The organism is Sphingopyxis sp. P8, from assembly GCF_020622175.1.
GTDB classification, from domain to species: domain Bacteria; phylum Pseudomonadota; class Alphaproteobacteria; order Sphingomonadales; family Sphingomonadaceae; genus Sphingopyxis; species Sphingopyxis jiangsuensis.
In genome coordinates this window covers 1,557,057-1,580,962 of sequence record NZ_JACNMK010000001.1, presented here as the reverse complement: position 1 = coordinate 1,580,962, position 23,906 = coordinate 1,557,057, and the positions used below count along the sequence as shown (strand labels likewise).

General features: G+C 69.5%; 27 protein-coding genes and 1 pseudogene. 22 read left to right on the top strand and 6 right to left on the bottom strand.

Annotated features, from left to right (window positions below):
- Positions 1 to 60: 60 nt before the first annotated feature.
- The 9 genes from H7692_RS07785 to H7692_RS07745 all read left to right on the top strand — a co-directional run bounded on the left by H7692_RS07785 (position 61) and on the right by H7692_RS07745 (position 6,822).
- Positions 61 to 588 carry a hypothetical protein gene (locus tag H7692_RS07785; RefSeq protein ID WP_222135453.1) on the top strand — a complete coding sequence of 176 codons (528 nt, stop codon included), beginning with the start codon at positions 61 to 63 and terminating at the stop codon, positions 586 to 588.
- Complete coding sequence (locus H7692_RS07780) at positions 585 to 1,937, top strand: DNA-packaging protein (RefSeq protein ID WP_227339998.1); 1,353 nt, start codon at positions 585 to 587, stop codon at positions 1,935 to 1,937. The genes H7692_RS07785 and H7692_RS07780 overlap by 4 nt, the downstream gene beginning before the upstream one ends.
- Positions 1,938 to 2,135: 198 nt before the next feature.
- Complete coding sequence (locus tag H7692_RS07775) at positions 2,136 to 2,435, top strand: GIY-YIG nuclease family protein (RefSeq protein ID WP_227339997.1); 300 nt, start codon at positions 2,136 to 2,138, stop codon at positions 2,433 to 2,435.
- Positions 2,436 to 2,510: 75 nt separating this feature from the next.
- Positions 2,511 to 3,617, top strand: coding sequence for a phage portal protein (locus tag H7692_RS07770; RefSeq protein WP_227339996.1), 1,107 nt, complete (start codon positions 2,511 to 2,513; stop codon positions 3,615 to 3,617).
- A 110-nt stretch (positions 3,618 to 3,727) separates the two neighbouring features.
- The gene (locus tag H7692_RS07765) at positions 3,728 to 4,045 is read left to right on the top strand and encodes a DUF6127 family protein (protein WP_227339995.1); all 318 of its coding nucleotides are present in this window, start codon (positions 3,728 to 3,730) and stop codon (positions 4,043 to 4,045) included.
- A 5-nt stretch (positions 4,046 to 4,050) separates the two neighbouring features.
- Entirely contained in the window at positions 4,051 to 4,524 is a 474-nt protein-coding gene (locus tag H7692_RS07760; protein ID WP_227340051.1) for an HK97 family phage prohead protease, read from the top strand.
- Between the two features lie 126 nt (positions 4,525 to 4,650).
- Positions 4,651 to 5,793, top strand: coding sequence for a phage major capsid protein (locus H7692_RS07755; protein ID WP_227339994.1), 1,143 nt, complete (start codon positions 4,651 to 4,653; stop codon positions 5,791 to 5,793).
- Positions 5,794 to 5,896: 103 nt separating this feature from the next.
- On the top strand, positions 5,897 to 6,430 hold the full coding sequence (locus H7692_RS07750; protein ID WP_227339993.1) for a head-tail connector protein: 534 nt from the start codon (positions 5,897 to 5,899) through the stop codon (positions 6,428 to 6,430).
- A complete protein-coding gene (locus H7692_RS07745; RefSeq protein WP_227339992.1) occupies positions 6,427 to 6,822 on the top strand; it encodes a DUF3168 domain-containing protein in 396 nt (131 codons plus the stop codon). Before H7692_RS07750 ends, H7692_RS07745 begins: the two co-directional genes overlap by 4 nt.
- A 10-nt stretch (positions 6,823 to 6,832) precedes the next feature.
- On the opposite strand, the gene H7692_RS07740 is transcribed toward H7692_RS07745, so the two are convergent.
- Complete coding sequence (locus H7692_RS07740; protein ID WP_227339991.1) at positions 6,833 to 7,159, bottom strand: hypothetical protein; 327 nt, start codon at positions 7,157 to 7,159, stop codon at positions 6,833 to 6,835.
- A gap of 54 nt (positions 7,160 to 7,213) precedes the next feature.
- On the opposite strand from H7692_RS07740, the gene H7692_RS07735 reads away from it, so the two are divergent.
- From H7692_RS07735 to H7692_RS07685, 11 genes are all read left to right on the top strand, one after another.
- On the top strand, positions 7,214 to 7,621 hold the full coding sequence (locus H7692_RS07735; RefSeq protein WP_227339990.1) for a phage major tail protein, TP901-1 family: 408 nt from the start codon (positions 7,214 to 7,216) through the stop codon (positions 7,619 to 7,621).
- Positions 7,618 to 7,932, top strand: coding sequence for a GTA-gp10 family protein (locus H7692_RS07730; protein WP_222135458.1), 315 nt, complete (start codon positions 7,618 to 7,620; stop codon positions 7,930 to 7,932). Before H7692_RS07735 ends, H7692_RS07730 begins: the two co-directional genes overlap by 4 nt.
- Before the next feature lie 153 nt (positions 7,933 to 8,085).
- On the top strand, positions 8,086 to 8,298 hold the full coding sequence (locus tag H7692_RS07725) for a phage tail assembly chaperone (RefSeq protein WP_227339989.1): 213 nt from the start codon (positions 8,086 to 8,088) through the stop codon (positions 8,296 to 8,298).
- Entirely contained in the window at positions 8,285 to 8,854 is a 570-nt protein-coding gene (locus tag H7692_RS07720) for a tail tape measure protein (protein WP_201928896.1), read from the top strand. The genes H7692_RS07725 and H7692_RS07720 overlap by 14 nt, the downstream gene beginning before the upstream one ends.
- A 172-nt stretch (positions 8,855 to 9,026) precedes the next feature.
- The gene (locus H7692_RS07715) at positions 9,027 to 11,360 is read left to right on the top strand and encodes a DUF2460 domain-containing protein (protein ID WP_227339988.1); all 2,334 of its coding nucleotides are present in this window, start codon (positions 9,027 to 9,029) and stop codon (positions 11,358 to 11,360) included.
- On the top strand, positions 11,354 to 12,178 hold the full coding sequence (locus tag H7692_RS07710) for a DUF2163 domain-containing protein (RefSeq protein ID WP_227339987.1): 825 nt from the start codon (positions 11,354 to 11,356) through the stop codon (positions 12,176 to 12,178). Before H7692_RS07715 ends, H7692_RS07710 begins: the two co-directional genes overlap by 7 nt.
- Positions 12,171 to 12,581, top strand: coding sequence for an NlpC/P60 family protein (locus tag H7692_RS07705; RefSeq protein WP_227339986.1), 411 nt, complete (start codon positions 12,171 to 12,173; stop codon positions 12,579 to 12,581). Before H7692_RS07710 ends, H7692_RS07705 begins: the two co-directional genes overlap by 8 nt.
- Before the next feature lie 11 nt (positions 12,582 to 12,592).
- The gene (locus H7692_RS07700) at positions 12,593 to 14,764 is read left to right on the top strand and encodes a phage tail protein (protein ID WP_227339985.1); all 2,172 of its coding nucleotides are present in this window, start codon (positions 12,593 to 12,595) and stop codon (positions 14,762 to 14,764) included.
- A gap of 11 nt (positions 14,765 to 14,775) precedes the next feature.
- Positions 14,776 to 15,228 carry a DUF2793 domain-containing protein gene (locus H7692_RS07695; RefSeq protein WP_227339984.1) on the top strand — a complete coding sequence of 151 codons (453 nt, stop codon included), beginning with the start codon at positions 14,776 to 14,778 and terminating at the stop codon, positions 15,226 to 15,228.
- Between the two features lie 130 nt (positions 15,229 to 15,358).
- On the top strand, positions 15,359 to 16,480 hold the full coding sequence (locus tag H7692_RS07690; protein ID WP_227339983.1) for an OmpA family protein: 1,122 nt from the start codon (positions 15,359 to 15,361) through the stop codon (positions 16,478 to 16,480).
- Between the two features lie 293 nt (positions 16,481 to 16,773).
- Entirely contained in the window at positions 16,774 to 17,196 is a 423-nt protein-coding gene (locus H7692_RS07685; RefSeq protein WP_201928903.1) for an ExbD/TolR family protein, read from the top strand.
- 31 nt (positions 17,197 to 17,227) lie between these two features.
- Here H7692_RS07685 and H7692_RS07680 read toward each other — a convergent pair whose 3' ends face one another.
- The gene (locus H7692_RS07680; RefSeq protein ID WP_222135465.1) at positions 17,228 to 17,764 is read right to left on the bottom strand and encodes a DUF1993 family protein; all 537 of its coding nucleotides are present in this window, start codon (positions 17,762 to 17,764) and stop codon (positions 17,228 to 17,230) included.
- Between the two features lie 14 nt (positions 17,765 to 17,778).
- Positions 17,779 to 19,587, bottom strand: a complete 1,809-nt coding sequence (locus H7692_RS07675; protein WP_201928905.1) for an ABC transporter transmembrane domain-containing protein — start codon at positions 19,585 to 19,587, stop codon at positions 17,779 to 17,781.
- 173 nt (positions 19,588 to 19,760) lie between these two features.
- On the opposite strand from H7692_RS07675, the gene H7692_RS07670 reads away from it, so the two are divergent.
- Positions 19,761 to 20,981, top strand: coding sequence for a polyhydroxyalkanoate depolymerase (locus H7692_RS07670; RefSeq protein WP_222135467.1), 1,221 nt, complete (start codon positions 19,761 to 19,763; stop codon positions 20,979 to 20,981).
- 403 nt (positions 20,982 to 21,384) lie between these two features.
- Here H7692_RS07670 and H7692_RS15210 read toward each other — a convergent pair.
- A pseudogene (locus tag H7692_RS15210) lies at positions 21,385 to 21,574 on the bottom strand (YkvA family protein); the annotation flags it as partial.
- A 221-nt stretch (positions 21,575 to 21,795) separates the two neighbouring features.
- On the opposite strand from H7692_RS15210, the gene H7692_RS07660 reads away from it, so the two are divergent.
- A complete protein-coding gene (locus H7692_RS07660; protein ID WP_222135469.1) occupies positions 21,796 to 22,788 on the top strand; it encodes a dipeptide epimerase in 993 nt (330 codons plus the stop codon).
- Between the two features lie 125 nt (positions 22,789 to 22,913).
- Here H7692_RS07660 and H7692_RS07655 read toward each other — a convergent pair whose 3' ends face one another.
- Positions 22,914 to 23,378, bottom strand: a complete 465-nt coding sequence (locus H7692_RS07655; RefSeq protein WP_201928909.1) for a pyridoxamine 5'-phosphate oxidase family protein — start codon at positions 23,376 to 23,378, stop codon at positions 22,914 to 22,916.
- A 63-nt stretch (positions 23,379 to 23,441) separates the two neighbouring features.
- Positions 23,442 to 23,837, bottom strand: a complete 396-nt coding sequence (locus tag H7692_RS07650; protein ID WP_201928910.1) for a VOC family protein — start codon at positions 23,835 to 23,837, stop codon at positions 23,442 to 23,444.
- Positions 23,838 to 23,906 lie beyond the last annotated feature (69 nt).

Genomic DNA, 23,906 nt, shown 5'->3' with positions numbered 1-23,906 from the left:
TTGCGATTCGGGCCGGCGCCTTTCGGGGTGCGCGGCCCGATTGCTTTTGGAGGGCGGGCGATGGCATCGGACACAGGAGGCGAGTGCAAGGGCGACTGCCCGCGCGCGTTGGTGCGGGGCGAATGCGTGACGCGGTTCCGCGAGATCGGCGAAACGCAGCGGCGGCTGTTTATCGAGGTGCTGAGCGAGTGCTGCAACGTGCGCCATGCCGCTGCGGTTGCGGGATTTGCCCATTCGGCGTACAAGCTGCGCCGCGTCGACCGCGAATTTGCCGACGCGTGGCAGGCGGCGCTCGAAAGCGGTTATGCGCGGCTGGAAATGGCGCTTGTCGAGCGCGCGATCGACACGATCGAGAAATTGAACGGCGGCGACGACGGCACGCCCTTGCCGCCCGTCGGCGCAATGACGGTCGCGCAGGCGATGGACGTGATGGCGAAACACCGCGCGAGCGTCGAGGGCGGGCGCGCCAAGCGCGTCCGGCTGAACATCCATGCGCGGCCGAGCGCCGAGGAAACCGATGCCGAGATCCTGCGGCGCATCGCGATCATCGAGGCGCAGCGCGCCGCGCCGAAAGGAAAGGAGCGGTGACGAAGCGCTGGGCCGCGCGGCTGGAACTGCGCGAAGGCGAGACGATCCTCGACCGCTTGCTCAAACTGGAAGCCGAAGAGCGCGGAAAGCTGCTGCGCGACATGCCGCGCAAATATGTGCAGGAGCTGCACGACCGCTGGTATCAATGGGCGCACGACGGGCAGCGCGAGCCGCCGGGCGACTGGCCGGTGTGGCTGATCCGCGCCGGGCGCGGGTTCGGCAAGACGCGCGCGGGCGCCGAATGGGTGAGCGAGGTTGCGCGCAGCTTGCCCGGCGCACGGATCGCGCTGGTCGCGGCGAACGAGGCCGACGGTATCCGCGTGATGATCGAGGGGCCGAGCGGGCTGCTCGGCGTCGCGCGCACCGACGAAGGGCCCAAATGGCGCGAGCGGATGCGCCAACTGCATTTCGACAGCGGCGCGATCGCGACGCTCTATTCGGCGGGCACGCCCGAGAATTTGCGCGGTCCCGAACATCATGCGGCCTGGTGCGACGAACTGGCCAAATGGGGGCAGCGCGGCGAGGCGGCGTGGGACAATCTGATGCTGGGGATGCGGCTGGGCGACACCCCGCGCGTCCTGGTGACAACGACGCCGCGCCCGGTGCCGCTGATGCGCAAGGTCGAGGCGGTGCCGGGATGCGTGACGACATTGGGGCGGACGTCGGAAAACCCGCACCTGCCCGCGAGCTTCGTCGCGCACATGATCGCGCAATATGGCGGCACGCGGCTGGGGCGGCAGGAGCTCGACGGCGAGCTGCTGGAGGATGTCGAGGGCGCGCTGTGGAGCCGCGCGCTGATCGAGCGCTGCCGCGTCGATGCGGACGCGGCGGCGAAGCCCGTGCGCGTCGTGATCGGCGTCGATCCGCCCGCGACGCGGCGGGGCGATGCGTGCGGGATCGTCGTCGCGGCGCTGCTGCGCGACGGCCGCGTCGCGGTGGTCGAGGATGCGAGCGTCGAAAAGGCCGCGCCGCACGTCTGGGCGCAGGCGGTGGCAAGCGCCGCGGCGCGCTGGAACGCCGACCGCGTGGTCGCCGAGAGCAATATGGGCGGCGAGATGGTCGCCGCGGTGCTCGCGCAGGCCGATGTGACGCTGCCGGTGCGCGCGGTGCACGCGAGCGTCGGCAAGGCGCGGCGGGCGGAACCGGTGGCGCTCGCCTATGAGCGCGGGCAGGTGGTCCATGCGGGGGCGTTCGCGGCGCTCGAGGACGAGCTTTGCGGGATGCAGATCGGCGGCGGCTATGCGGGGCCGGGGAGGTCGCCGGATCGGGCCGATGCCTGCGTGTGGGCGGTCGCGGCGCTGCGCGAGGGGCTGGCGAAAGGACGGGCGCCGGGGGTGCGGGTGGTTTGAGCTTGTTGCTAGCTGGAAAGCGGGACCCCGGGTCAAGCCCGGGGTGACGTGGGTGGGGGTGGGTTGGGGTGGGGAGGTTTCGGCGAGGGTGTGAATCCTGTCCAAACTGGCGCTTTCCCGGCTGAAATGCCGTGGCGAATGGCCTCCAATCGTCACCCCGGGCTTGACCCGGGGTCCCGCTTTTTCGAGACTCGGACAATGGAACGCGAACGCAAGGGCGGCTGGGTCTATATGATGGCCGACCGGTATCGCGGGACAATCTATGTCGGCGTAACGACGCACCTTGCAGCGCGCATCCATCAACACCGCACCGGCGAGGGATCGGATTTTTGCGCGCGTTATGGGTTGAGCCGCCTCGTTTGGGCAGAGCGCGGCGACGATATTGCGCTGTGCATCGCGCAGGAGAAGCGGATCAAGCGGTGGCATAGGGCATGGAAATTCGAGCTGATCGAACGGGGCAATCCCGATTGGCTGGATTTATTCGACGTGCTGGTTTGAGAATAGAATCGGGACCCCGGGTCAAGCCCGGGGTGACGTGGGTTTTTGCCCAGGGCGCAGCGTAGGGAGATCATCATGAACTGGTTTGGCCGGAAGGCTGCGCAGGGGGCTGCGCGGCCCCAATTGTCGCGCGTGTATGGGAGCTGGTCGGCGCCCGCGCCCTTGTCGTTCGAGGCGCAGGTTCGCGAGGGGTATCTTTCCAATGCGATCGTCCAGCGGGCGGTGCGGCTGGTCGCCGAGGCGGCGGGTTCGGCGCCGTTGGAGGCGAGCGATCCGGCGCTGGAGCGGCTGGTCGGTGCGACGTCGGGCGGGCAGGGGCTGGTCGAGACGCTCGCGGCGCAATTGCTGCTCCACGGCAATGGCTATGTGCAGATATTGACCGACGGCGCGGGGGCGCCCGCCGAGCTGTTTGCGCTGCGCCCCGAGCGGGTGACAGTCGAGGCCGACGCGCGCGGCTGGCCCGTCGCCTATCGCTACAAGGCGGGGGGCGAGGCGGTGGTGCTGGCCGCCGAGGATGGCGCGGGGCGGCCCGCGGTGGTGCATGTGAAGGCGCTGCACCCGCTCGACGATCATTATGGCGCGGGGTGCCTGGGCGCGGCGGCGGGCGCGATCGCGGCGCATAATGCGGCGGCCAGATGGAATGCGGCGTTGCTGGAGAATGCGGCGCGGCCGTCGGGGGCGCTCGTGCACGACCCCGGCGACAAGGGGATGCCGCTGTCGGCCGAGCAGGTCGAGCGGCTGCGCGAGGAACTGGCGGAGAGCTTTTCGGGGAGCGCCAATGCGGGGCGGCCGCTGCTGCTCGAAGGCGGGTTGAAGTGGCAGGCGCTGTCGCTGTCGCCCGCCGAGATGGATTTCCTGGCGCTGAAGGATGCGAGCGCGCGCGAAATTGCCATGGCGTTCGGGGTGCCGCCGATGCTGCTCGGCCTGCCGGGCGACGCGACCTATGCCAATTATCGCGAGGCAAACCGCGCGCTGTGGCGGCTGACGGTGCTGCCGCTGTGCGCGAAGATATTGGGGGCGGTGGCGCAGGGGCTGGCGGGGTGGTTCGAGGGGGCCGAACTGCGCGTCGATCTGAACAAGGTGCCGGCGATGGCCGCCGACCGGATGGCGCTGTGGCGCGAGGTGTCGGCGGCCGACTGGCTGACGGCGGACGAGAAGAAGGTGTTGCTGGGGGTGGGGTAGCGTTCGCGGGCGACGGCCCACCCCCACCCAGCTTCGCCTAGGCAGCAAGCTGCCAAGGCTGCGCAACCCTCCCCCATCCCAGGGGGAGGGGTTTTTGTGAGGAAATCGACATGGACGAGGAAGAGGCGCTGGCGCGGTTGATCGCGCTGGCGGGGACAGGCGTGGCCGGTGCGCCCGATGCGGCGTTGCTGCGCGCGGTGGTCGAGGAGGCGAGCGAGCTGGGGGCGCGGCGGGCGCTCGCGCGGCTGGGGCTCGCCGACGACGCGGCGCGCGGCGACATCGACGATCTGCGCCAGCTGCTCGGCGCGTGGCGCGACGCGAAGAAAAGCGCGTGGAAGGCGGCGGTCGACTGGGCGGTGCGCGGGATGCTGGCGCTGCTGGTGGTCGGGCTGGCGGTGAAGATGGGGCTGCCGGGGTTGCTGAAGTGAGGGCGATCGGTGCCGCTGCCCACCCCCCGACCCCCTCCCGCGTGCGGGAGGGGGAGGTTCGGTTCGCGGGCTATGCGTCGGTGTTCGACCGGGTCGATCGCGGGGGCGATGTGGTGCGTGCGGGGGCGTTTGCGGCGAGTTTGCGCGAAGCGCGCGCGGTGCCCTTGCTGTGGCAGCATCGGCCGGGTGCGGTGATCGGCGCGATCGAGGCATTGGCGGAGGATGCGCGCGGGCTGCGCGTGGTGGCGCGGGTGACGCATCCGACGGCGGCGCGGCTGGTCGCGCGCGGGGCGCTGACGGGATTGTCGTTCGGATATCGGGTGCGCGCGGCGCGCGGGGCGCGGCCGCGCGAGCTGCTGGCGCTGGAGCTCGCCGAAGTGAGCCTGGTGGCGATGCCGATGCAGCCGCTGGCGCGGGTGGTGGGGGTGGCGAGATCTGATCCTCCCCACTCGTGGGGAGGTGGCAGCGCGAAGCGCTGACGGAGGGGGTGGGCGTCCTTGCGCAACGTTGCCCAAGGACGCCCACCCCCTCCACCATCCCCGCTTTCGCGGGGACGGTCCCCCTCCCCGCAAGCGGGGAGGATTTTTTTGGAAGGAGTGACGGGCATGGAAGTGGATATGGAAGTGAAGGCCGATGCGCTCGACGGCGCGTTCGATGCGGTGCTGGCGGCGGAGGCGGTCGATGAGCTGAAGGCGTCGGTCGCGGCGCTGCAGCGCCAAGTCGATGCGCAGGCGGTCGCGGCGTCGCGGTTGCCGCTCGACGGGGCGAAGGCGGCCGATCCGGCGCGCGATGCCTTTGTCGAACGCTATCTGCGGCGCGGGATCGATGCGGGGGTCGAGATGAAAAGCCTGTCGGGGGCGAGCGGCGGCGAGGGCGGCTATGCGGTGCCGCGCGAGATCGACACCAGCATCGCCGCGACGTTGAAAGCGCTGTCGCCGATCCGCAGCATCGCGAGCGTCGTCCAGACGGGGACGAGCGGCTATCGCAAGCTGGTCGCGACGGGATCGACCGGCGCGGGCTGGGTCGGCGAGACGGCGGCGCGCCCCGAAACGGCGACGCGCAGCCTTGCCGAAATCGCGCCGCCGTCGGGCGAGCTGTACGCCAATCCGGCGGCGAGCCAGGCGATGCTCGACGATGCGATGTTCGACGTCGAGGACTGGCTGGCGGGCGAAATCGCGCGCGAGTTCGCGGTCGCCGAGGGGACGGCGTTCGTGAGCGGCAACGGGACGAACCGGCCCAAGGGCTTCCTGTCCTATGCGACGACGAACGAGGGCGATGCGGCGCGCGCGTTCGGCACGCTCCAGCACCTCGCGACGGGAAGCGCGGGGGCGTTCCCCGCGTCGAACCCGCAGGACAAGCTGGTCGAACTGGTCCATGCGCTGAAGCCCCCCTATCGCCAGGGCGCGGTATGGGTGATGAATTCGGACACGCTCGCGCGTATCCGCAAATTCAAGACGGCGGACGGCGCATTCGTGTGGCAGCCGGGGCTGGTCGAGGGGCAGGCGGCGACGCTGCTGGGCTATCCGGTGATCGAGGCCGAGGACATGCCCGACGTCGCGGCGAACAGCCTGTCGATCGCCTTCGGCAATTTCCGCGCCGGTTACCTGATCGCCGACCGCGGCGAGACGCGCATCCTGCGCGATCCGTTCAGCAACAAGCCTTTTGTGCATTTCTATGCAACCAAAAGGGTCGGCGGTGCGATCATCGATTCGAATGCCGTCAAGCTGATGAAGTTCGCCGCCAGCTGAGCTGGCGCGCGATGGGCGCCCGGCTGCCGTCCCCCCTTTCGGACGCAGCCGGGCGCCAAGCAGCACGGGCTTTGCTTTCCAACGACAGACTGAAGGACTTGCCATGACGATGATGGCGATACCGGTCGCGCTCGACGACGCGCGCGCCTGGTTGCGGCTGGGCGCGGCGGGCGACGATGCGATCGTCGAACGGCTGGTGCGCACGGCCACGAATATCTGCGAGGCCTTTACCGGCCAATGGCTTGTAATCCGCGCGGGCGAGGAGCGCGTTGCGGTGCGCGGAGGCCTCGCTGCGCTGCGCGCGCGTCCGGTCATCGGGATAGACGAAGCAGCGCTGATTGCCGCGGACGGGAGCGAGATTGCGCTCGACCCGGACAAATACCGGACGGTCATCGGCCCCGACGGCGACGCAGCGATCCGCATCGACGATCCGCAGGGAGCAGGACAAGTGCGCATCGGCTTTCGCGCCGGGATCGCCGCAGCGGCGGAGAATGTGCCCGAGGCGATCCGGCACGGCATATTGCGGATGACGCAGCATCTTTATGCCGCGCGCGACGATGTGCAGGCGTCGCCGCCCGCGGCGATTGCGGCGCTATGGCAGCCGTGGCGGCGCATTGGCCTGGGCGGCGCGCGATGAGCGGTGCGGAACAGGTCGTGCGGATGCGGGCGTTGAACCTGCTGGCGGACGATCCAGCGTTGCGCACCTTCGTCCACGGAGTGTTCGACGGAACGCCGCCGCGCGCGAACATCCCCTATGTGTCGGTCGGCGCGGCCGAGGGAAACGACTGGGGGACGAAGGACCGGGCGGGGCGCGAGGTCCGGTTGACCGTGACGCTCGTCGGTGCCGGCGAAGGGCCGGTCGGCGATGCAGCCGCGCGCATCGAGGCGGTTCTGGCCGGATTGCGCGGTGCGGCGGGCGGCTGGTCGATCGTCAGCGTGCGGCCGGTGCGGACACGCTTCAGCCATGCGCGCGACGGCGGCTGGCGGCACGAACTGGTCGTCCGGTGCCGCTGTCTCGCGGGGCTTTAGGGTCAGGGCCCTAGCCGGGGCGCGTGCCGGTGTCGCTGTAATCCTTGAATTTCTCGCTGAAATTCGCGTGATAATCCTCGACCTGCAGATCGGCGTTTTCGGTCGCATCGGCGGTCGAATCGCCGCTCGCGCGGTTGAGCGCGATGACCGCGGCATGGAAGGCGCCGCGCTCTGCGGTGCAGATCGATTTCAGCCCCATTTCGAATTCGGTCGGCGATTTCTTGTCGTCGAGCGACTTCAGCATGTGCGTGTTCAGGCATTTGGTGAAGGCAACCCGCGTGCGGTCGACCGTCGCGCTCGGTGTCTGGACCATCATCGCCAGGACGATTGTCGTCATAAGCATCCCGTTACTCCCCAGTTCCGGATGTTCTTGTCCAAAGGAGAATAAACCATGGCCGTCGAAAATGGGAGCGCCTTTCTGCTCAAGGTCGGCGACGGCGCGGCGCCGCCCGCCTATGCCACCGTCGCGGGGTTGCGCACGACGCAACTGTCGGTGAACGGCGAGGCGGTGAACGTCACGACCAAGGATTCGGGCGGCTGGCGCGAATTGCTGTCGGGTGCGGGGGTGCGGTCGGTGTCGGTGAGCGCGGCGGGGATCTTTACCGGATCAAACGCCGAGGCGCGGCTGCGCGGACATGCGCTGGCGGGCACGATCGACGATTATCAGCTGAGCTTCGAGAGCGGCGAACGGATGCAGGGGCGCTTCCTCGTCACGCGGCTCGACTATGCCGGCGATTATAATGGCGAGCGGCAATATACGCTGAACCTCGAATCGAGCGGTCCGGTGGTGAGCCTGTGAGCGGCGCGGCGAATGCGATGCGCGGCGAGGCGGAGCTGCGCGTCGGCGATGCGTGCCTCGTCCTGCGGCCGAGCTTTGCGGCGCTGGTCGCGGCGGAGGCCGAGCTGGGGCCGCTGTTCGCGCTGATCGAGCGCGCGGCGGACGGGCGGCTGGCGCTGGGCGAGCTTGCGGCGCTGTTCTGGCATTGCGTGAAGGAGCGGCCCGACGGGCTGACGCGCGACGCGATCGGCGAGGCGGTGGTGGCAGCGGGGCTGGCGGCGGTGACGCCGGCGCTGCGCGTGCTGATCGGGCAGATCTTGCAGGGGCGGTGAGGGGTGGAGGAGCGATCCTCCCTGTGCCGCGGGCATGGGGAGGGGGACCGCCGCGAAGCCGTGGTGGAGGGGCCGTGACGTCGTGCCATTGCCCCTCCGTCAGCGGCTTTGCCGCTGCCACCTCCCCATCGCTGCGCGACAGGGAGGATTACTGTGTCTGATCCTGGGTTTGGCGGCTCGGCGGTCCGGTTGCTCGGCACGATGGCGCGCATTGCGGGGTGGCGGCCCGAGGAGTTCTGGGCGGCGACGCCGGCCGATGTTGCGGCGGTGCTGGGCGGGTGGCGCGACGAGGAGGCGGGCGGTGCGGGGGTCGACCGCGCGGCGCTGGGCGCGATGATGGAGAGCTTTCCCGATGGACGAGTTTGACGAGATGCGCGTGTCGGTGCGCGCCGACACGGGGGCGTTCCGGCGCGACATCGCCGCGATGCGCGCCGCGATGGAGGGGCCGCTGGCGCAGGGCGCCGACGCGGCGGGGCGGGCGATCGAGCGGTCGCTGGCGCGCGCGATCACGAGCGGCAAGCTGGGGTTCGAGGATCTGAAGCGGCTCGCGCTGTCGGTAATGGCCGATATTGCGCGCGCCGCCGTTGCGAACGCCGTTGCGGGCGGCGGCCAGCAGGGCGGCGGGGGCGGCGGGCTGGCGTCGCTCGGCGCGTCGCTCGCGCTCGCGCTGTTCGGGGCGCCGGGGCGCGCGACGGGCGGGCCGGTGAGCGCCGGGCGCGCCTACCGCGTCGGCGAGCGCGGCCCCGAATATTTCGTGCCGACCGCGAGCGGCCGGATCGAGCCTGCGGGCGCGGCAACGCGCAACATTGCGATCACGGTCAACGTGCGGGGCGAGGCGGGGGCCGATCCGCAGCGGCTGGCGCAGACGGGACGGCAGCTTGCGCGCGCGGTGCGGCGCGCCGTGGCGGCGGGGGAGGAGTAGTGGCGATGGTCGATGCACGGAAAAAAGGGCAGCATATGGCCGCTCCCCTCCCGCTCGCGGGAGGGGTTGGGGGTGGGCCTGTTGCGATGCGGCTGCCCACCCCGCTGCGGCTAGCGAACAAGTTCGCAAGCCTCGCTGCCCCTCCCTCCTGCGGGAGGGGAGGGTATTCGTGATGGGCTGGGCGCTGGTGGCGAAGGCCGAGCCGCATCATCGCGGGAGCTGGGTCAAACGCTTCGACCCGCGTTTCTGGACGGTCGATTTTGCGCGGCCGATGATGGCGAGCGCGGTCACGATGGCGCCCGACGCGCTGCGCGTCGACGCGGTTTTCTATAACCGGCACGATCTGGCGGGGCTGATCTGGGAAGCCGAGGACCGCTGGGACCATCCGCTGCTCGCCTATGAAACGCGGCGCGATTTCCGGAACATGCAGCTCAGCTTTCGCTGGCGGTCGGGCGGGGTGAAGCCGCTCGACGCGCTGCACGGGCCGACGCTGACGATCGAGGGGCGCGACGCGGCGGGAAACCCGCGCGCCTGGTATGTGCGGCTGTGGAATTATGCGGCGGGGAGCGGCGAGGATGCTGTCGTCACGCTGGATTTCGACGCGCTCGACGGCGGCTTTGCGCTGCCGGGCGAGGCCGATCCGGTGTGGGCGGGCGATGTCGACCGCATGTTCATTTCGCTGGTGCCGCCCGCTTATGACGGGAGCGCGGGCGTTCTGGCGGTGCCCGTCGAGGGCTGGGCCGAGATGAGCGGCATCGCCTGCTCGGGGTCGGGGTCGGTGCTCGCGATCGGCGATGCGGTGCTGCCCGAGACAGCGCTCGGCATGACCAACGGCTATGACGATTGCTATCATCTGACCCCCGCGCGCGTCGTGCGGCAGATCGTCCAGCTCGGCTATCGCGGCGATGTCGTCCATTATGTCGGGATGAGCCATTATATGCGGCTCGAGCCGCTGGGCGGCGGCCATTATGTGAGCCTGACGGGCGGGACGCTCGCGAGCCCGTGCGCCGCGTGGCACGCGGCGCTGGCGGCGGCGTGCCGCGATGCCGGGCTGGGGATCATCTGGTCGCTGTCGTACGAAGTTTTCGACGCCTATTGCTGGAACGACTGGAAGCAGCGCGACGCATCGGGCGCCCCGGCGCTGACGGGATGGGAGCCGCCCTCGACCCTGCTGTCGCCCGCCAATGCGGCGGCGATGGGATATTTGCAGCTCGTCGCGCGCGCCTTTGTCGGGCTCGCGCGCGATGCGGGGCTGGCGGTGAAGTTCCAGGTCGGCGAGCCTTGGTGGTGGACCAATGCGGGCGGGCAGCTTTGCGCCTATGACGCGGCGACGAGCGCGGCGCTCGGCGCTGCGAGCGTCGCGATTCCCGATGTGCGCGGGCCGCAGGACGGCGCGGTGTGCGCGATGCTCGACGCGCTCGGGGCGCTGCTCGCGACGTCGACCGCTGCGCTCGTCGCGGCGGCGCGCGACGAGGCGGGGGCGGCGTGGGCAGTGGGGACGGGGAGCCATTTGCTCGTCTTTCTGCCGACCGCGCTCGACCCCGACGCGCCCGAGCTGCGCCGCGCCAATGTGCCGCTCGGCTGGGCGACGCCGGCGTTCGATGTGCTCCAGCTCGAGGATTATGACTGGGTGACCGCGGGGCGCGGCGCCGAGACGGCGGGCGCGCGGACGGCGATGACCGTGCGGCTCGGCTATCCGGTCGCCGGGCAGCATTATTTCGCGGGCTTCGTGCTGAACGCGGCGGATCGCGCGCAATGGGCGCCGATTGCCGACGCCGCCGATGCCGCGCGGCGCGCGGGGGTGGCGCGCGCCTTCGTCTGGGCGCTGCCGCAGGTCGCGCGCGACGGTTTTGTGAGCTTTGACGGGGAGGATGAGGTGCAGGCTTTCGATCCGGTCGACTTTCCGCTCGCCATCGGGCGCGAGGCGGTGGCGGCAACCGAATTTTCGACGCAGATCATAAGCTCGCCCGCGGGGCACGAGCAGCGCGCGAGCGAATGGGCCGAGGCGCGGATGCGCTATGACGCGGGGCCGGGGGTGCGGTCCGAAGCCGATGTGCGGACGCTCGCCGATTTCTTTCGCGCGCGGCGCGGGGCGGCGCGGGCGTTCCGCTTTCGCGACCCCTTCGACCAGAGTTCGGCGGCCGACGGCGGGCTGCCCGGACCCGGCGACCAATGGCTCGGCGACGGTGACGGGGTGCGGCGCGGCTTTTCGCTGGTGAAGCGGTACGGCGACGGCGCGGCGGTGCAGGAGCGGCGGATCGCGCTGCCGGTCGCGGGAAGCGTGCGCGTGTCGGTGGCCGGGATCGAGACGGCGGCGTTCGTGGTCACGGAGGCGGGCGAGGTGCTGCTCGACGCGCCGCCGCCCACAGGCGCGGCGGTGCGCGCGGGGTTCCGCTTCGACGTGCCGGTGCGCTTTGCCGAGGACCGGCTCGAGGTCAGCCGCGCGACCTTCCTTGCGGGCGAGCTGGCGAGCGTGCCGCTGGTCGAGGTGCGCGCGCCATGGTGACGGCGGCGCCCGACTGGCTGCGCGAGGAAGTGGTGACGCTCGCCTGGTGCTGGCGGCTGTCGCGGCGCGACGGGGTCGTCATCGGGCTGACGTCGCACGACCGCGACCTTGCCATCGACGGGCTCGTCTATCGCGCCGCGCCGGGGATGAAGCCGTCGGCGCTCGAAACGCGCGATGCGATCGAGGCCGAGACGATGGACCTGGGCGGCGCGGTGACGAGCGATGCGATTGCCGCGCGCGACCTTGATGCGGGACGCTGGGACGGGGCCGAGATGACGCTGTTCGTGACCGACTGGACCGCGCCCGACGCCGCGCCGATCACGGTCGCGCGCGGGTCGCTGGGCGCGGTCGAGCGGCGCGGCGCCGCGTTCACGGCGGAATTGCAGGGGGTGACGCGCTGGCTCGACGCGCCGGCCTGTCCCGCGACCTCGCCCTCGTGCCGCGCGGCGCTTGGCGACCGGGCGTGCCGCGTCGACCTCGCGCCGCGGACGCATGTGCGGCGCGTGGTCGCGGTCGCGGGGCGCGCGGTGACGCTCGATGCGCCGGTTGGGGCGGGGGCGATGACCTATGGCGCGCTGATGTGGATGGCGGGCGCGAATTGCGGGATCGAGGTGCCGGTGATGGCGAGCGAGGGGGCGGTGTTGCAACTCGCCGAGGCACCGCCGGCGATGGCCGAATTGCCGGTGCGCGTGCGGTTGGTCGAAGGGTGCGACAAGCAGCTTGCCACGTGCCGCGACCGTTTCGGCAATGCGGTGAATTTCCGGGGCGAGGCGCATCTGCCGGGCAATGATCTGCTCACGCGCTATCCGGGTGGCTGAGGTCGGGGTTCGGGCCTTTGCAGCGGCGCGGGCCCTGGTCGGGGTACGGTTCCGCCCGCAGGGGTGCGAACCGGCGACGGGGCTCGACTGCGCGGGGCTGGTGTGGGCGGCCTATGCCGCGGCGGGGGTGCGGCTGGTGCGCCCGCGCGCCTATCCGCTGCGCGGGTGGGGCCGCGAACGGATCGAGGCGGCGCTGCGGGCGGCGGGGTTCGCCGCGGTTGAAGGCGGCGCGCGCGCGGGCGACGTGGCGCTGATCGCGCTGCCCGCCGGGCAATTTCATCTGGCGCTGACGGGGCCGGAGAGCCTGGTCCACGCGCATGCGGGGCTGCGGCGCGTGGTCGAGACGCCGCTGGAGGCGTCCGATGGCGCGGCGCGGCGCTGGCGGCTGCGCGGCGACGATTGAGGGAGAGGATCATGGCAACTCTGGTGCTCACGGTGGTCGGCGGCATCGTCGGCGGCCCCGTCGGCGCGGCAATCGGCGCGGCGGTCGGGCAGCAGGTCGATGCGGCGATCTTCAAGCCCAAGGGGCGCGAGGGGCCGCGGCTCGCCGATCTGCGCGTGCAGGCGTCAACCTATGGCCAGCATGTCCCGATGCTGTTCGGGACGATGCGCGTCGCGGGGAGCGTGATCTGGGCGACCGACCTGATCGAGCACCGGACCAAGCGCGGCGGCGGCAAGGGGCGGCCGTCAACGACCGAATATAGCTATACGGTGTCGATCGCGGTCGCGCTGTCGTCGCGGCCGATCCGGGCGATCCGGCGTATCTGGGCCGACGGCAATCTGCTGCGCGGCGCGAGCGGGACGTTCAAGGAACGCTGCACCTTTCGCTGGCATGGCGGCGGCGAAGACCAGCCGGTCGACCCGCTCGTCGCGTCGGCGGTGGGGCTTGCGTCGGCGAGCGCCTTTCGCGGCCTCGCCTATGCGGTGTTCGAGGGTCTGGAGCTGGGCGCGTTCGGCAACCGCATCCCGGCGCTGACCTTTGAAGTCGAGGCCGACGCGGGCAATGTCGACGCGGGGCTGGTCGCGGCGGCGCTGACGGGAGAAGACGGGCGCGTTGCGGGGAACTGGCCCTTTGCGGGCTATGCCGCGTCGGGCGACCGCGTGCGCGACGCGCTGGCGCCGCTGTTCGAGGCCGACGCGACGCGGCTCGTGAGCGCGGGTGCGGCGTGGCAGCTTGCGCCCGCCGAGGCGACCGGCGATCCAGCGCCGCTCGCCGCCTATACCGAAGCGCGGCGCGCGGGGGCAGCCGATGAGGCGGCCGAGCGGCGGCGCGTGCCGCTCGCGTCGCTGCCTGCGTCGATCCGGCTGCGCCACTATGAACCGGCGCGCGACTATCAACTGGGGCAGCAGGCGGCGGCGGTAGCGGGCGGCGGGGTGCGCGAGGAGCGTATCGACCTGCCCGCGGCATTGGGGGCGGCGTCGGCGCGCGCGCTGGCGCAAAAGCTTGCCGCAGCGGCGAGCGACGGGCGCGAGACGCTGGTCGTGCGCGGCGATCTGGCGGCGCTTGCCTTGCCCGTGGGCGGGTTGGTTGCGGCAGCAGAGGGTGGAATCTGGCGGCTGGCGGCGCGCACGGTGCGCGACGGCGAAATTGCGCTGGAGTTGCGGCGTCATGCGCCGGTTCCGACGACGCCGGTCGCGGCAGACCCCGGCCAGCCGGTCGCGGCGCCCGACTGGCCCGACGCCGCCGGCGTGGTGCGGCTGTTCGACCTTCCGAGCATCGACGGACAGGCCGCGACGGCGCCGCGCATCCTTGTCGCAGCGGCGGGGAGCAACGACGGGTGGCGCGGCGCCGACGGCTGGTTCGTCGCGGCGCCGGGGAGCGAGCCGGTCGCGCTCGGGACGATTCGGCCGGCGGCGGCGCTTGGTGCGCTTTCGGCGCCGCTCGGCGCGGGAAGCGCATGGATATTCGACGCGGCGAACGGTGCGACCGCGGCATTGGTCAATCCGGCGATGACGCTCGAATCGGTCGACGATTTCGCGCTGCTCGGCGGCGCCAACCGCGCGATGATCGGCGACGAGCTGATCCAGTTCGGCGATGCCGAGCCGCTTGGCCCCGGATTGTGGCGATTGTCGCGCCTGCTGCGCGGCCGGGCAGGGACGGAGGCGGTGGCGCATCCGGCGGGGACGCCGTTCGTGCTTCTCGACGATACCGCGCTGCTGGCGCTGCCCGATGCCCTCGCGCGGTTCGCCGAATCTTCGGATGCGACGCTGCACTGGGCGGGGCGGGGCGCGATCGACATGACGGTCGAGGCGGTGCCGGGAAGCGCCGCCGCGCTGCGCCCGCTCGCCCCCGTTCACGGTCGCATCCGCACCGGCGGCGGAGGGGTGGTGGTCGAATGGATACGCCGAAGCCGCGCCGATACCGGATGGCGCGACGCGGTCGATCTGCCGCCTGGCGAAGCGGCCGCCGCGTGGCGCGTCACACTCGACCCGCCCGCGCCGGGCGTCGGCCCGTGGTCCGTGTCGGAGCCCCGGCTGGAAATCGGCGCGGCGGCTATGGCCGGGGTTGCACCGGGGACCGCCATCGAGGTGCGGCAGGTCGGCGATTTCGGCCTGTCGTTGCCGCTGCGCATGCCCTTGACCTGAAAGGAAACTTCATGACCGACTTGTCCGCAACACCGCGTCTGTCGCTGCCGCTGCTCGCGACCGCGCAGGCGCAAAAGGAAGTCACGCACAACGAGGCGCTGGTGTTGATCGATGCGCTCGTGCAAATGGCCGTGGTCGACGGACCGCAATCCGACCCGCCGGCCGCGCCGACGCCCGGCGATGCCTGGCTTGTCGGGGCCGCGGCCACCGGCGTCTGGGCGGGGCAGGACATGACGATCGCCATCTGGACCGCCGGCGGGTGGCGATTCGTCGTGCCACGCGCCGGCATGCGGGCTGCACGCCTTTCGGACGGGGTGATGCTTCGCTTCGCTGCCGGTTTATGGGTGGCGCCCGACAGCGTCGCCGTACCTGTCGGCGGCGGAACAGTCGACGACGAGGCGCGCGCCGCAATAGCGGCCGTAATTTTGGCGCTTGCCGCGCAGGGTCTTATGATACCAAGCTGATTTTGCATTACTTGACCTATAAACTGCGACTTTTTGGCAACAGATTAACGATTTGTTGGCTTGCACGGAACCAAAGGCAGGGGTAGGACGTCTGACGAGACGTAAATCTCAATTGAAAGGGGAATTTATTATGAGGAAGCTTGCCGTCGCAGTGGCGTTGGCCTCCACTGCCCTTGCGTCGCCAGCATTGGCGCGCGACAACTCCTGGTATGTCGGTGTTGGGGCAGGTGTGACGATCGTCGAGGACATGGACCTTGATATCGCAACCTTCAACAACGCTGGCACGCTGGACCATCGCACCGGCTATGACGCAGAAGGCGTTGTCGGCTATGATTTCGGCCCGTTCCGCGCCGAAGTCGAAGTCAGCTGGCGCGAAGCCGACATCAAGTCGGGCCGCTTCGTCACTCCGGGCATCCCGAGCCAAGCGAACGGCACTGGTTCGTTCGTCGGCTCGACCGACCTGAACGGCGACTCGAACGCGCTCAGCTTCATGGTCAACGGTTTGCTGGACTTCGGTCCCGACGATGGTCTGCAGGGCTTTGTCGGCGGTGGCGCCGGTATCTCGCGCGTTTCGGTCGAGCCGGTCTTCGCCGGTCCGTTCATCGACGATTCGGACACGGGCTTTGCCTGGCAGGCGCTCGCGGGTATCCGCGCACCGCTCAGCAGCAACTGGGACGTCGGCCTGAAGTATCGCTTCTTCAACGCCAGCGGCCTCGACTTCGTCGATCAGGCTGGCCGCGACGTTTCGACGCGCTTCCGGTCGCACTCGATCCTCGGCACGCTGACGTACAACTTCGGTGGAGCGGAACCGCCGCCGCCGCCGGCTCCGCCGCCGCCGCCGCCTCCCCCGCCGCCTCCGCCTCCGCCGCCGCCGCCGCCGCCGCCGCCGGTCGTGCAGTGCGAGCCTGGGCCGTACATCGTGTATTTCGACTGGGATCAGTCGAACATCACGCCGGAAGCGGCTTCGACGCTCGACAATGCGATCAGCGCCTACAACCGCGGTTGCACGGGTACGCAGGTCATGCTCGCCGGTCACACCGACCGTTCGGGTTCGGCACGCTACAACGTCGGTCTGTCGGAACGCCGCAACGCGTCGGTCCGCAGCTATCTGACGGCCCGCGGCATTGCCGACGGTTCGATCAGCTCGGAAGCGTTCGGCGAAACGCGTCCGGCTGTTGCGACCGCCGACGGCGTCCGCAACGACCAGAACCGTCGCGTGGAAATCACTTACGGTCCGAACTCGGGCATGTAAGACCGGTTTCCATTCCCGACGGGGACTGGAAGAAAAGAGGGGCGGTACCGAAAGGTGCCGCCCTTTCTTTATGCGTGCGCTGTTCGTTGGCGCATGCGGCAAGCGCCGCGACACATTGATCGCCGCGCTGCCAGCCGCGCTGCCTATTCGTTTGGCAGCGTGATAAAAATGTTATATCGTCTCAATGCCGGTGAGGAGCGGTCGCGACTGTCGCGGAAGCGTCGCCGGCTGCACGACGCCGCGGACGCCGGCGACAGCGCGCCGCGGCCCGTGCCCGAAAGGGAGAGAGCGCCATGCGCAAGCGCCGCAGCATTTTCCGTGCCGATCCGAACGCCAGCCCCGACATCAACACGACGCCGCTGATCGACGTCATGCTCGTGATGTTGGTGATGTTCGTCATCACCATCCCGGCCCCGACGCATGTCGTCGACATCACATTGCCTTCGGGTGGTCCCGATATTCCCGTCGCCGACGAGAATCGCGTGACGATCGACACGGCCGATGTCATCCGCTGGAACGACGAGGCGGTGGATGTTGCGGAGCTGGGCATGCTGGTCAAGCGCGCGTCAGAGCGCGCGCAGCCCGCCGCGATCCTGCTCGAACCCGATGCCCGCGCGCGCTATTTGCGCGTCGACCAGGCAATCGGGGCGATCCGCCGCAACGGCGCGAAATCGGTCGGCTTTCCCGGTATCCACCAGTATCGCGACAGCATCTAATCTGTCGCGCGTGCGGCCCGCGCCGGTCGATTCAGGACGCCGGAGCGGTGCCGGGGCGCAGATATTGCATCATATAGCCGACATAGTCGGCCTTGCCGAGCGGGACGCCCATATGGCGCAGAACCGCATAGGCGGCGACGAGGTGGAAGTAGAATTGCGGCTGCGCCCAGTCGCGCACATAGGTCGCCGCGGTCATGTCGAACGCCATCCCGTTGGGGAGGGTGAAGCCGACCGCGCGATCAGGGTCTGCGTCGAGCGCGGCACGGTCGACGGTTTCGAGCCAGCCGAGGCTGTCGGCAATCTGCTGCTGAAGGCCCGCGAAATCGGCAGCATCCTCCTCGAACGCCGGGGCGCCGGCCGCCCCCAGCCGCGTCGGCGACTGAAGCGCCTGGAGGCAGGAAAAGCGAACCTGCGCCGCGAGCGGGAACATGTCGGGGGCAATCCGCGCGGCGAGCAGTTGCAACTCGCCGACGCCATTGTCCTTGCCCCACGCCAGCGCCTTGTCGAGCTGCGCCGACAACGCGCGCAGGCCGTTGGCGTAAGCAGGGACGGTCGATTCATAGAGCATGATGTGTCCTTTGGTCAGGCGACGAGATTGTCCTGGAACTGCAGCCGCGCGAGCCGCGCATAGAGGCCGTCGGCGGCGACAAGGTCATCGTGGCGCCCCTCCTCGACGATGCGGCCTTCGTCCATCACGACGATGCGGTCGGCCGCGCGCACGGTCGCGAGGCGGTGCGCGATGACGATGGTCGTGCGGTCGTGCATCAGCGCTTCGAGTGCATCCTGAACGAGCCGTTCGGACTCGGCGTCGAGTGCCGAAGTCGCCTCGTCGAGCAGCAACAGCGGTGCGCGGCGCAGCAGCGCGCGAGCGATTGCGACGCGTTGGCGCTGGCCGCCCGACAGCCGCGCGCCGCCCTCGCCCATGAAGGTGTCGAGCCCGTCGGGAAGCTTGCGCAGAAACTCCTCGGCATTCGCCGCGCGTGCCGCGGCCCACAGCTCGTCGTCATCGGCGTCCCAATTGCCATAGCGCAGATTGTCGCGCGCCGACGCCGCGAAGATCACCGTTTCCTGCGGCACCATGGCGATCCGCGCGCGAATGTCGGCGGGGTCGGCCGCGGTGAGCGGAACGCCGTCGAGGCGGATCTCGCCCGCCTGCGGGTCGTAGAAGCGCTCGGCGAGCTGGAAGAGCGTCGACTTGCCTGCGCCCGACGGGCCGACGATCGCGACGGTCTCGCGCGGGCGGATGCCGAGCGTGAAGTCGTGGAGCGCGGGCGCATCGGGGCGCGTCGGATAGCGGAATTCGACGCGCTCGAATTCGAGCGTGCCGAGCGGCGGCACCGGGAAGGCGCGCGGCGCGGCGGGCACCGAAATATCGGGTTCGGCGACGAGCAGCTCGTTGAGCCGCTCGGCGGCGCCCGCGGCGCGGAGCAGGTCGCCATAGACTTCGGTGAGCGCGCCGAATGCGCCCGCGACAAGCCCGCCGGTGAGCACGAAGGCCGCGATGGTGCCGCCGGTGATCGTCCCCGCCGCGACCCCCGCCGCGCCATACCAGAGCAGCGTCGTGATCGCGCCGAAGAGCAGCCCGATGACGATCGCGGTCATCACCGCGCGCAGGCGGATACGGCGGCGCGCGGTCGCGAAATTCGCCTCGACCGCGCCGGCGAACCGCTCGGCTTCGCGCCCTTCCTGTCCGAACGCCTGGACGATCTTCATCGCGCCGAGCTGTTCGGCGGTCGTCGCGCCGATGTCTGCGACGCGGTCCTGGCTCGACCGCGACACCTTCTGAAGGCGGCGGCCGAGCAGGACGATCGGCAGGATGATGATGGGAATGCCGAGCAAGATGCCGCCGGTGAGCTTGGGCGAGAGCGAGAAGAGATAGATGATGCCGCCGATGCCCATGACGGTGTTGCGGAGCGCGACCGAGACGGTGGTGCCGACGATCTGTTCGATGATCGCGGTATCCGACGTCATGCGCGAGGCGATTTCGGACGGCCGGTTTTCCTCGAAAAAGCCGGGGGCGAGCCGCAGCAGGTTGCGCTGAACCGCCTGCCGGATGTCGGCGACGGTCCGCTCGCCGACCCACGACACGAAATAGAAGCGCACCGCGGTCGCGAGCGCGAGCAGCACGACGATCAGGTAGAAGAGACGGAAATGCGGCGCGACGTCGCCGCCACCCGCAACGAAGCCGCTGTCGATCATCTCCTTGAACTGCCACGGGATCGCGAGCGTCGCGAGCGCGGCGACGCCGAGCGCGATTGCCGCAATCAGGATCTGGAGCGGATAATCGCTCGCAAAATGCCACACCATGCGCAGGCTGCCGAGCTTTCGCGGCCGCGAATCCTGCACGGGGGAGGGGGCGGGCGGGGCGGGTTGTTCGGTTGTTGTCGCCATCGGTCATCGCCCTAGCAGCCCGTCCGCAGCCGCTCAACGCCGCAGAATCGCGCCCTGCTTCAAGCGCTTTGAAGCCCAGCCAAATGATGCGTTGCACAATGACACCGATGGCCTAGGATGCCCGCCAACACGCGGCGCCGTCAGAGCGCCGGAAACGGACGCAAGGAATATCGATGCTGTATCACGCATTTGAAATGCAGAAGAGCTGGCTTGCCGGCGCGAGCGCGCTGGCGACCGCGGGCGCGCAGGTCATGCAACATCCCGCCAACCCGCTCGGCTATTTCGGCGGCAGCCCCGCCTTCGCCTCGGCGCTCGAGGTGTTCGCGCACGCCGCGGCGCCGCGCGGCAAACCGCGCTTCGACCTGTACGACACCGTCGTCGATGGCGAGACGGTGCGCGTGACCGAGGCGGTCGAGGCGCGCAAGCCCTTTGGCCAGCTCAAGCATTTCAAGCACAAGGGCACGAAGGATGCGCCCAAGCTGCTGATCGTCGCGCCGATGTCGGGCCATTATGCGACGCTGCTGCGCGGCACGGTCGAGCGCATGCTGCCAGGCCATGACGTGTGGATCACCGACTGGCGCGACGCGCGCAACGTCCCGCTCGAGGACGGGCATTTCGACCTCGACGATTATATCGACTATATCATCGGCTGGCTCGAGCATATCGGGCCGGGCGCGCATATGCTCGCGGTGTGCCAGCCGTCGGTGCCAAGCTATGCCGCCGCGGCGATCATGGCGGCGGCAAAGCATGAATGCCGCCCGCGCACGCTGACGATGATGGGCGGGCCGATCGACACGCGCAAGGCGCCGACCGCGGTCAACCAGCATGCGACCACGCGCCCCTATGCCTGGTTCCAGGAAAATGTCATCGCAACCGTCCCCGCTTATTATCCGGGCGCGGGGCGCCGCGTCTATCCGGGCTTCCTGCAACTCGCGGGCTTCATGTCGATGAACCTCGGCAATCATATGACGAGCCATTGGGAGATGTTCAAACATCTGGTCGACGGCGACGACGAGAGCGCGGACAAGACCAAGGAATTCTATGACGAATATCGCGCGGTCTGCGACATGACCGCCGAATTCTATCTGCAGACGGTCGACGCTGTGTTCCAGCGCCACCTGCTGCCCAAGGGCGAGCTGCTGCATCGCGGCAAGCCCGTCGACCTCAATGCGATCGAGGATATTGCACTGCTCGCGATCGAGGGCGAGCGCGACGATATTTCGGGGATCGGCCAGACCAAGGCGGCGCTGACACTCGCCAAGTCGCTGCCTGCCGCGAAGAAGAAATATCTGATGGCGAAGGGCGTCGGCCATTATGGCATCTTCAACGGCCGCAAATGGCGCGAGGAAATTGCGCCGGTGGTTGAGGCGTGGATTCGCGGTAACGGCGGGTAGGGACGGTGGTCCAATACCCGTCATCCCGGACTTGATCCGGGCTCCATAGCAGCGCCGAGGTCATGGATCCCGGATCAGGTCCGGGATGACGAAGGTCTTGTAGCGACTAAAAAGTGACATTCACAGTATCGTCACCCCGGACTTGATCCGGGGTCCCGCTTCTATGGCGCCGCTGAGCGGGCCCCCGGGTCAAGCCCGGGGTGACGAGGGTATTATTGAACGTCCGCTGCCCACCCCGTCGTAGCCATAGCGCCGCGCCTTCAATGCACCGGCGCGACCCGGACGCTCCAATAGACGATGTAGAGGATCGCGGCCCAGGCGAGCAGCACCATCGCCATGCCGGCGCGGCTTGAGGGGTGTTTGCTGGCGGCTGCGGCGACGGCGTGGAATTCGCTCCATAGCGCGCGGGGGATCAGGCGGCGGACGAGAATCAATCCGGCGGGGACGAGGATCAGGTCGTCGATCCAGCCGAGCACGGGGATGAAATCGGGGACGAGGTCGATCGGCGACAGCGCATAGGCCGCGACCGCGAGCGCGAGCAGCCGCGCGGGCCAGGGCGTGCGCGGGTCGCGGGCGGCGAGCCAGGCGGCGTGCGCCTCGACCGCGAGGCGGCGGCCGAAATCGGCGATGCGTTCGGAAAGGGATTTGCCCGGCATGGCGGCACCATAGAAGGTTTGTCCGTCATTGCGAGCGAAGCGAAGCAATCTCCAGCCGCCGCGATAGCGCCGCCATCGAGACTGGAGATTGCCGCGTCGCCTGCGGCTCCTCGCAATGACGATATTGTGGGACGGCGGTCTTCGCCTATGATCCGTTCATGGCTATCCAACTGAAAAGCGCGCGCGTCGAGCGCTGGCCCGTCGCGGGGAGCTTCGTCACCAGCCGCGGCGCCAAGGAACATGTCGACGTCATCGTCGCCGAGATCGAGGGCAGGGGCGAGGTCGGGCGCGGCGAGGGGACGCCCGTCTATTATCTGGGCGAGGACGCGACGGGGTGCCGCGACGAGATTTTGCGGGTCGCGTCGCTGATCGCCGACATGGAGGCCGCCGAGGCGCGCGCGGCGGTTCAGGAAATGATGGCGGCGGGGGCGGCGCGCAACGCGCTCGACTGCGCGCTGTGGGACCTCGAGGCAAAGCAGCGCGGGATGCGGCTGTGGCAACTCGCGGGGTGCGACGGTGCGCCGACCGCGCGGCTGACCGCCTTCACCATCTCGCACGGACGGCCGGGCGAGATGGCCGAGGCCGCGGCGACCGCGGCTGCCGACGGATACCGGCTGCTCAAGGTCAAGCTGACCGGCGACGACGACCGGCTCCGCGTCACGGCGGTGCGCAAGGGCGCGCCCGACGCGCGGCTGATCGTCGATGCCAACGAAAGCTGGGGACAGGTCGATATCTTGAGCGAGGCCGAGGCGCTGTCGGACCTGGGCGTCGAGATGATCGAACAGCCGGTGCCGGTCGGCGCCGATGCCCTGCTCGACCCCATTTACGCGCCGATCCCCTTCATCGCCGACGAAAGCTGCCACACCGCCGCCGACGTCGCGCGGATCGGCGCCTTTTACGACGGCGTGAACATCAAGCTCGACAAGGCGGGCGGGTTGACCGAGGCGCTGCGCCTTGCCGATGCGGCGGACGCGGCCGGGCTGTCGATCATGGTCGGATGCATGCTGTGCACGAGCCTGGCGATCGCGCCGGCGTTCGTGCTCGCGCAGCGCGCGCGCTGGGTCGACCTCGACGGTCCCGCGCTGCTCGCGCGCGACCGCGAGGGCGGGTTTGAGTTTCGCGAAGGGCAGGTCGCACCGCGCGTGGGGTGAGGACGCCCCGGACGTCATATGGGTTTCGTAAATCGTCATCCCGGCGAAGGCCGGGATCTCGACCTCGCGATTTGTCGCACCGGCGAGATTCCGGCCTACGCCGGAATGACGATCGATGAGGTGGGCTAGAGCGCCACTTCGGCGTGCTGGCCGAGGTCGCCTTCCTTCATCGTCATGCCGGTCGCGAGCTTGAACATGCCCTTGATGCCCGCGTCGGCGGTCCAGATTTCGGCGTCGTCGAGGTCGAAGCGCAGCAGCAGCAGCTTGGGGTCGTCCTTGCCGCCCTCGTACCACGCCGCGACGCCGTTGCTCCACAGCTTGTCGAGAACCGCGCGATCGGTTTCGGGGCGCAGCGTTCCCGAAATGCAGGCGAAGAGGTCGTGGCCCTTTGCCGCGAACTGCGCCATCGCGGGGCCGCCGCCCGCGAGGCGGTTGTCGGTCGCGGTGAAAAACCAGAAGGCGCTGTTCGCATCCTTGTCGAGCTGCGCGCGCATCGGGATATGGTGCGCGCGCTCGCCAGTCTGGCCGACCATGACATTGGGGCTGTCGGCGAGTTCTTTCCAGAACCGCTTCTTGATATCGTCGCTCATGGGGGGACTCCTTTCGGTTAGTTCAAGGAGTCAACGCGGCGCCGCGCCATATGTTGCCCCGCCTCAGCGCGGGTGGGGGTCGGCGTAGCTCACCACCTCGAACTCGATGCCGTCGGGGTCGAGGAAATAGAAACGGCGGCCGGGTTCGTAATCGCCGTGGTTGAACGGGGTGAGCCCCGCGGCAGCGACGCGCGCTTCGGTCGCGTCGAGGTCGTCGACCTGGACGCCGATATGCTGGAGCGGCTCGCCCTTCGGATAGCGCACGCCGGCATGTTCGCCGTCGGGGCCGGTGTAGAGCGCGAGATAGGCGGTGTCGCTGCCGACATGGATCGTGCGGCCGCCGTGAAGCGAGGGGCCGCGCCAGCGCTCGTTCCAGCCGAAAATGGCGTGCATCAGCGCGGCGCTGCGGTCGGGGTCGCTGACGGTGATGTTCACATGCTCGATAAAGGGATGCGCCACGAAAAAACTCCTGATTCGGGTTGACGCAGACGGTTATGAAAGTTCAAGTGAGGTTTAGGTCAAGGGCCA

Bases quoted from the DNA above. Each gene is read 5' to 3' on its own strand.
- H7692_RS07785 (WP_222135453.1), top strand. From the start codon at position 61: ATGGCATCGGACACAGGAGGCGAGTGCAAGGGCGACTGCCCGCGCGCG.
- H7692_RS07775 (WP_227339997.1), top strand. From the start codon at position 2,136: ATGGAACGCGAACGCAAGGGCGGCTGGGTCTATATGATGGCCGACCGG.
- H7692_RS07770 (WP_227339996.1), top strand. From the start codon at position 2,511: ATGAACTGGTTTGGCCGGAAGGCTGCGCAGGGGGCTGCGCGGCCCCAA.
- H7692_RS07765 (WP_227339995.1), top strand. From the start codon at position 3,728: ATGGACGAGGAAGAGGCGCTGGCGCGGTTGATCGCGCTGGCGGGGACA.
- H7692_RS07755 (WP_227339994.1), top strand. From the start codon at position 4,651: ATGGAAGTGGATATGGAAGTGAAGGCCGATGCGCTCGACGGCGCGTTC.
- H7692_RS07750 (WP_227339993.1), top strand. From the start codon at position 5,897: ATGACGATGATGGCGATACCGGTCGCGCTCGACGACGCGCGCGCCTGG.
- H7692_RS07745 (WP_227339992.1), top strand. From the start codon at position 6,427: ATGAGCGGTGCGGAACAGGTCGTGCGGATGCGGGCGTTGAACCTGCTG.
- H7692_RS07740 (WP_227339991.1), bottom strand. From the start codon at position 7,159: ATGACGACAATCGTCCTGGCGATGATGGTCCAGACACCGAGCGCGACG.
- H7692_RS07735 (WP_227339990.1), top strand. From the start codon at position 7,214: ATGGCCGTCGAAAATGGGAGCGCCTTTCTGCTCAAGGTCGGCGACGGC.
- H7692_RS07720 (WP_201928896.1), top strand. From the start codon at position 8,285: ATGGACGAGTTTGACGAGATGCGCGTGTCGGTGCGCGCCGACACGGGG.
- H7692_RS07715 (WP_227339988.1), top strand. From the start codon at position 9,027: ATGGGCTGGGCGCTGGTGGCGAAGGCCGAGCCGCATCATCGCGGGAGC.
- H7692_RS07710 (WP_227339987.1), top strand. From the start codon at position 11,354: ATGGTGACGGCGGCGCCCGACTGGCTGCGCGAGGAAGTGGTGACGCTC.
- H7692_RS07700 (WP_227339985.1), top strand. From the start codon at position 12,593: ATGGCAACTCTGGTGCTCACGGTGGTCGGCGGCATCGTCGGCGGCCCC.
- H7692_RS07695 (WP_227339984.1), top strand. From the start codon at position 14,776: ATGACCGACTTGTCCGCAACACCGCGTCTGTCGCTGCCGCTGCTCGCG.
- H7692_RS07690 (WP_227339983.1), top strand. From the start codon at position 15,359: ATGAGGAAGCTTGCCGTCGCAGTGGCGTTGGCCTCCACTGCCCTTGCG.
- H7692_RS07685 (WP_201928903.1), top strand. From the start codon at position 16,774: ATGCGCAAGCGCCGCAGCATTTTCCGTGCCGATCCGAACGCCAGCCCC.
- H7692_RS07680 (WP_222135465.1), bottom strand. From the start codon at position 17,764: ATGCTCTATGAATCGACCGTCCCTGCTTACGCCAACGGCCTGCGCGCG.
- H7692_RS07675 (WP_201928905.1), bottom strand. From the start codon at position 19,587: ATGGCGACAACAACCGAACAACCCGCCCCGCCCGCCCCCTCCCCCGTG.
- H7692_RS07670 (WP_222135467.1), top strand. From the start codon at position 19,761: ATGCTGTATCACGCATTTGAAATGCAGAAGAGCTGGCTTGCCGGCGCG.
- H7692_RS07660 (WP_222135469.1), top strand. From the start codon at position 21,796: ATGGCTATCCAACTGAAAAGCGCGCGCGTCGAGCGCTGGCCCGTCGCG.
- H7692_RS07655 (WP_201928909.1), bottom strand. From the start codon at position 23,378: ATGAGCGACGATATCAAGAAGCGGTTCTGGAAAGAACTCGCCGACAGC.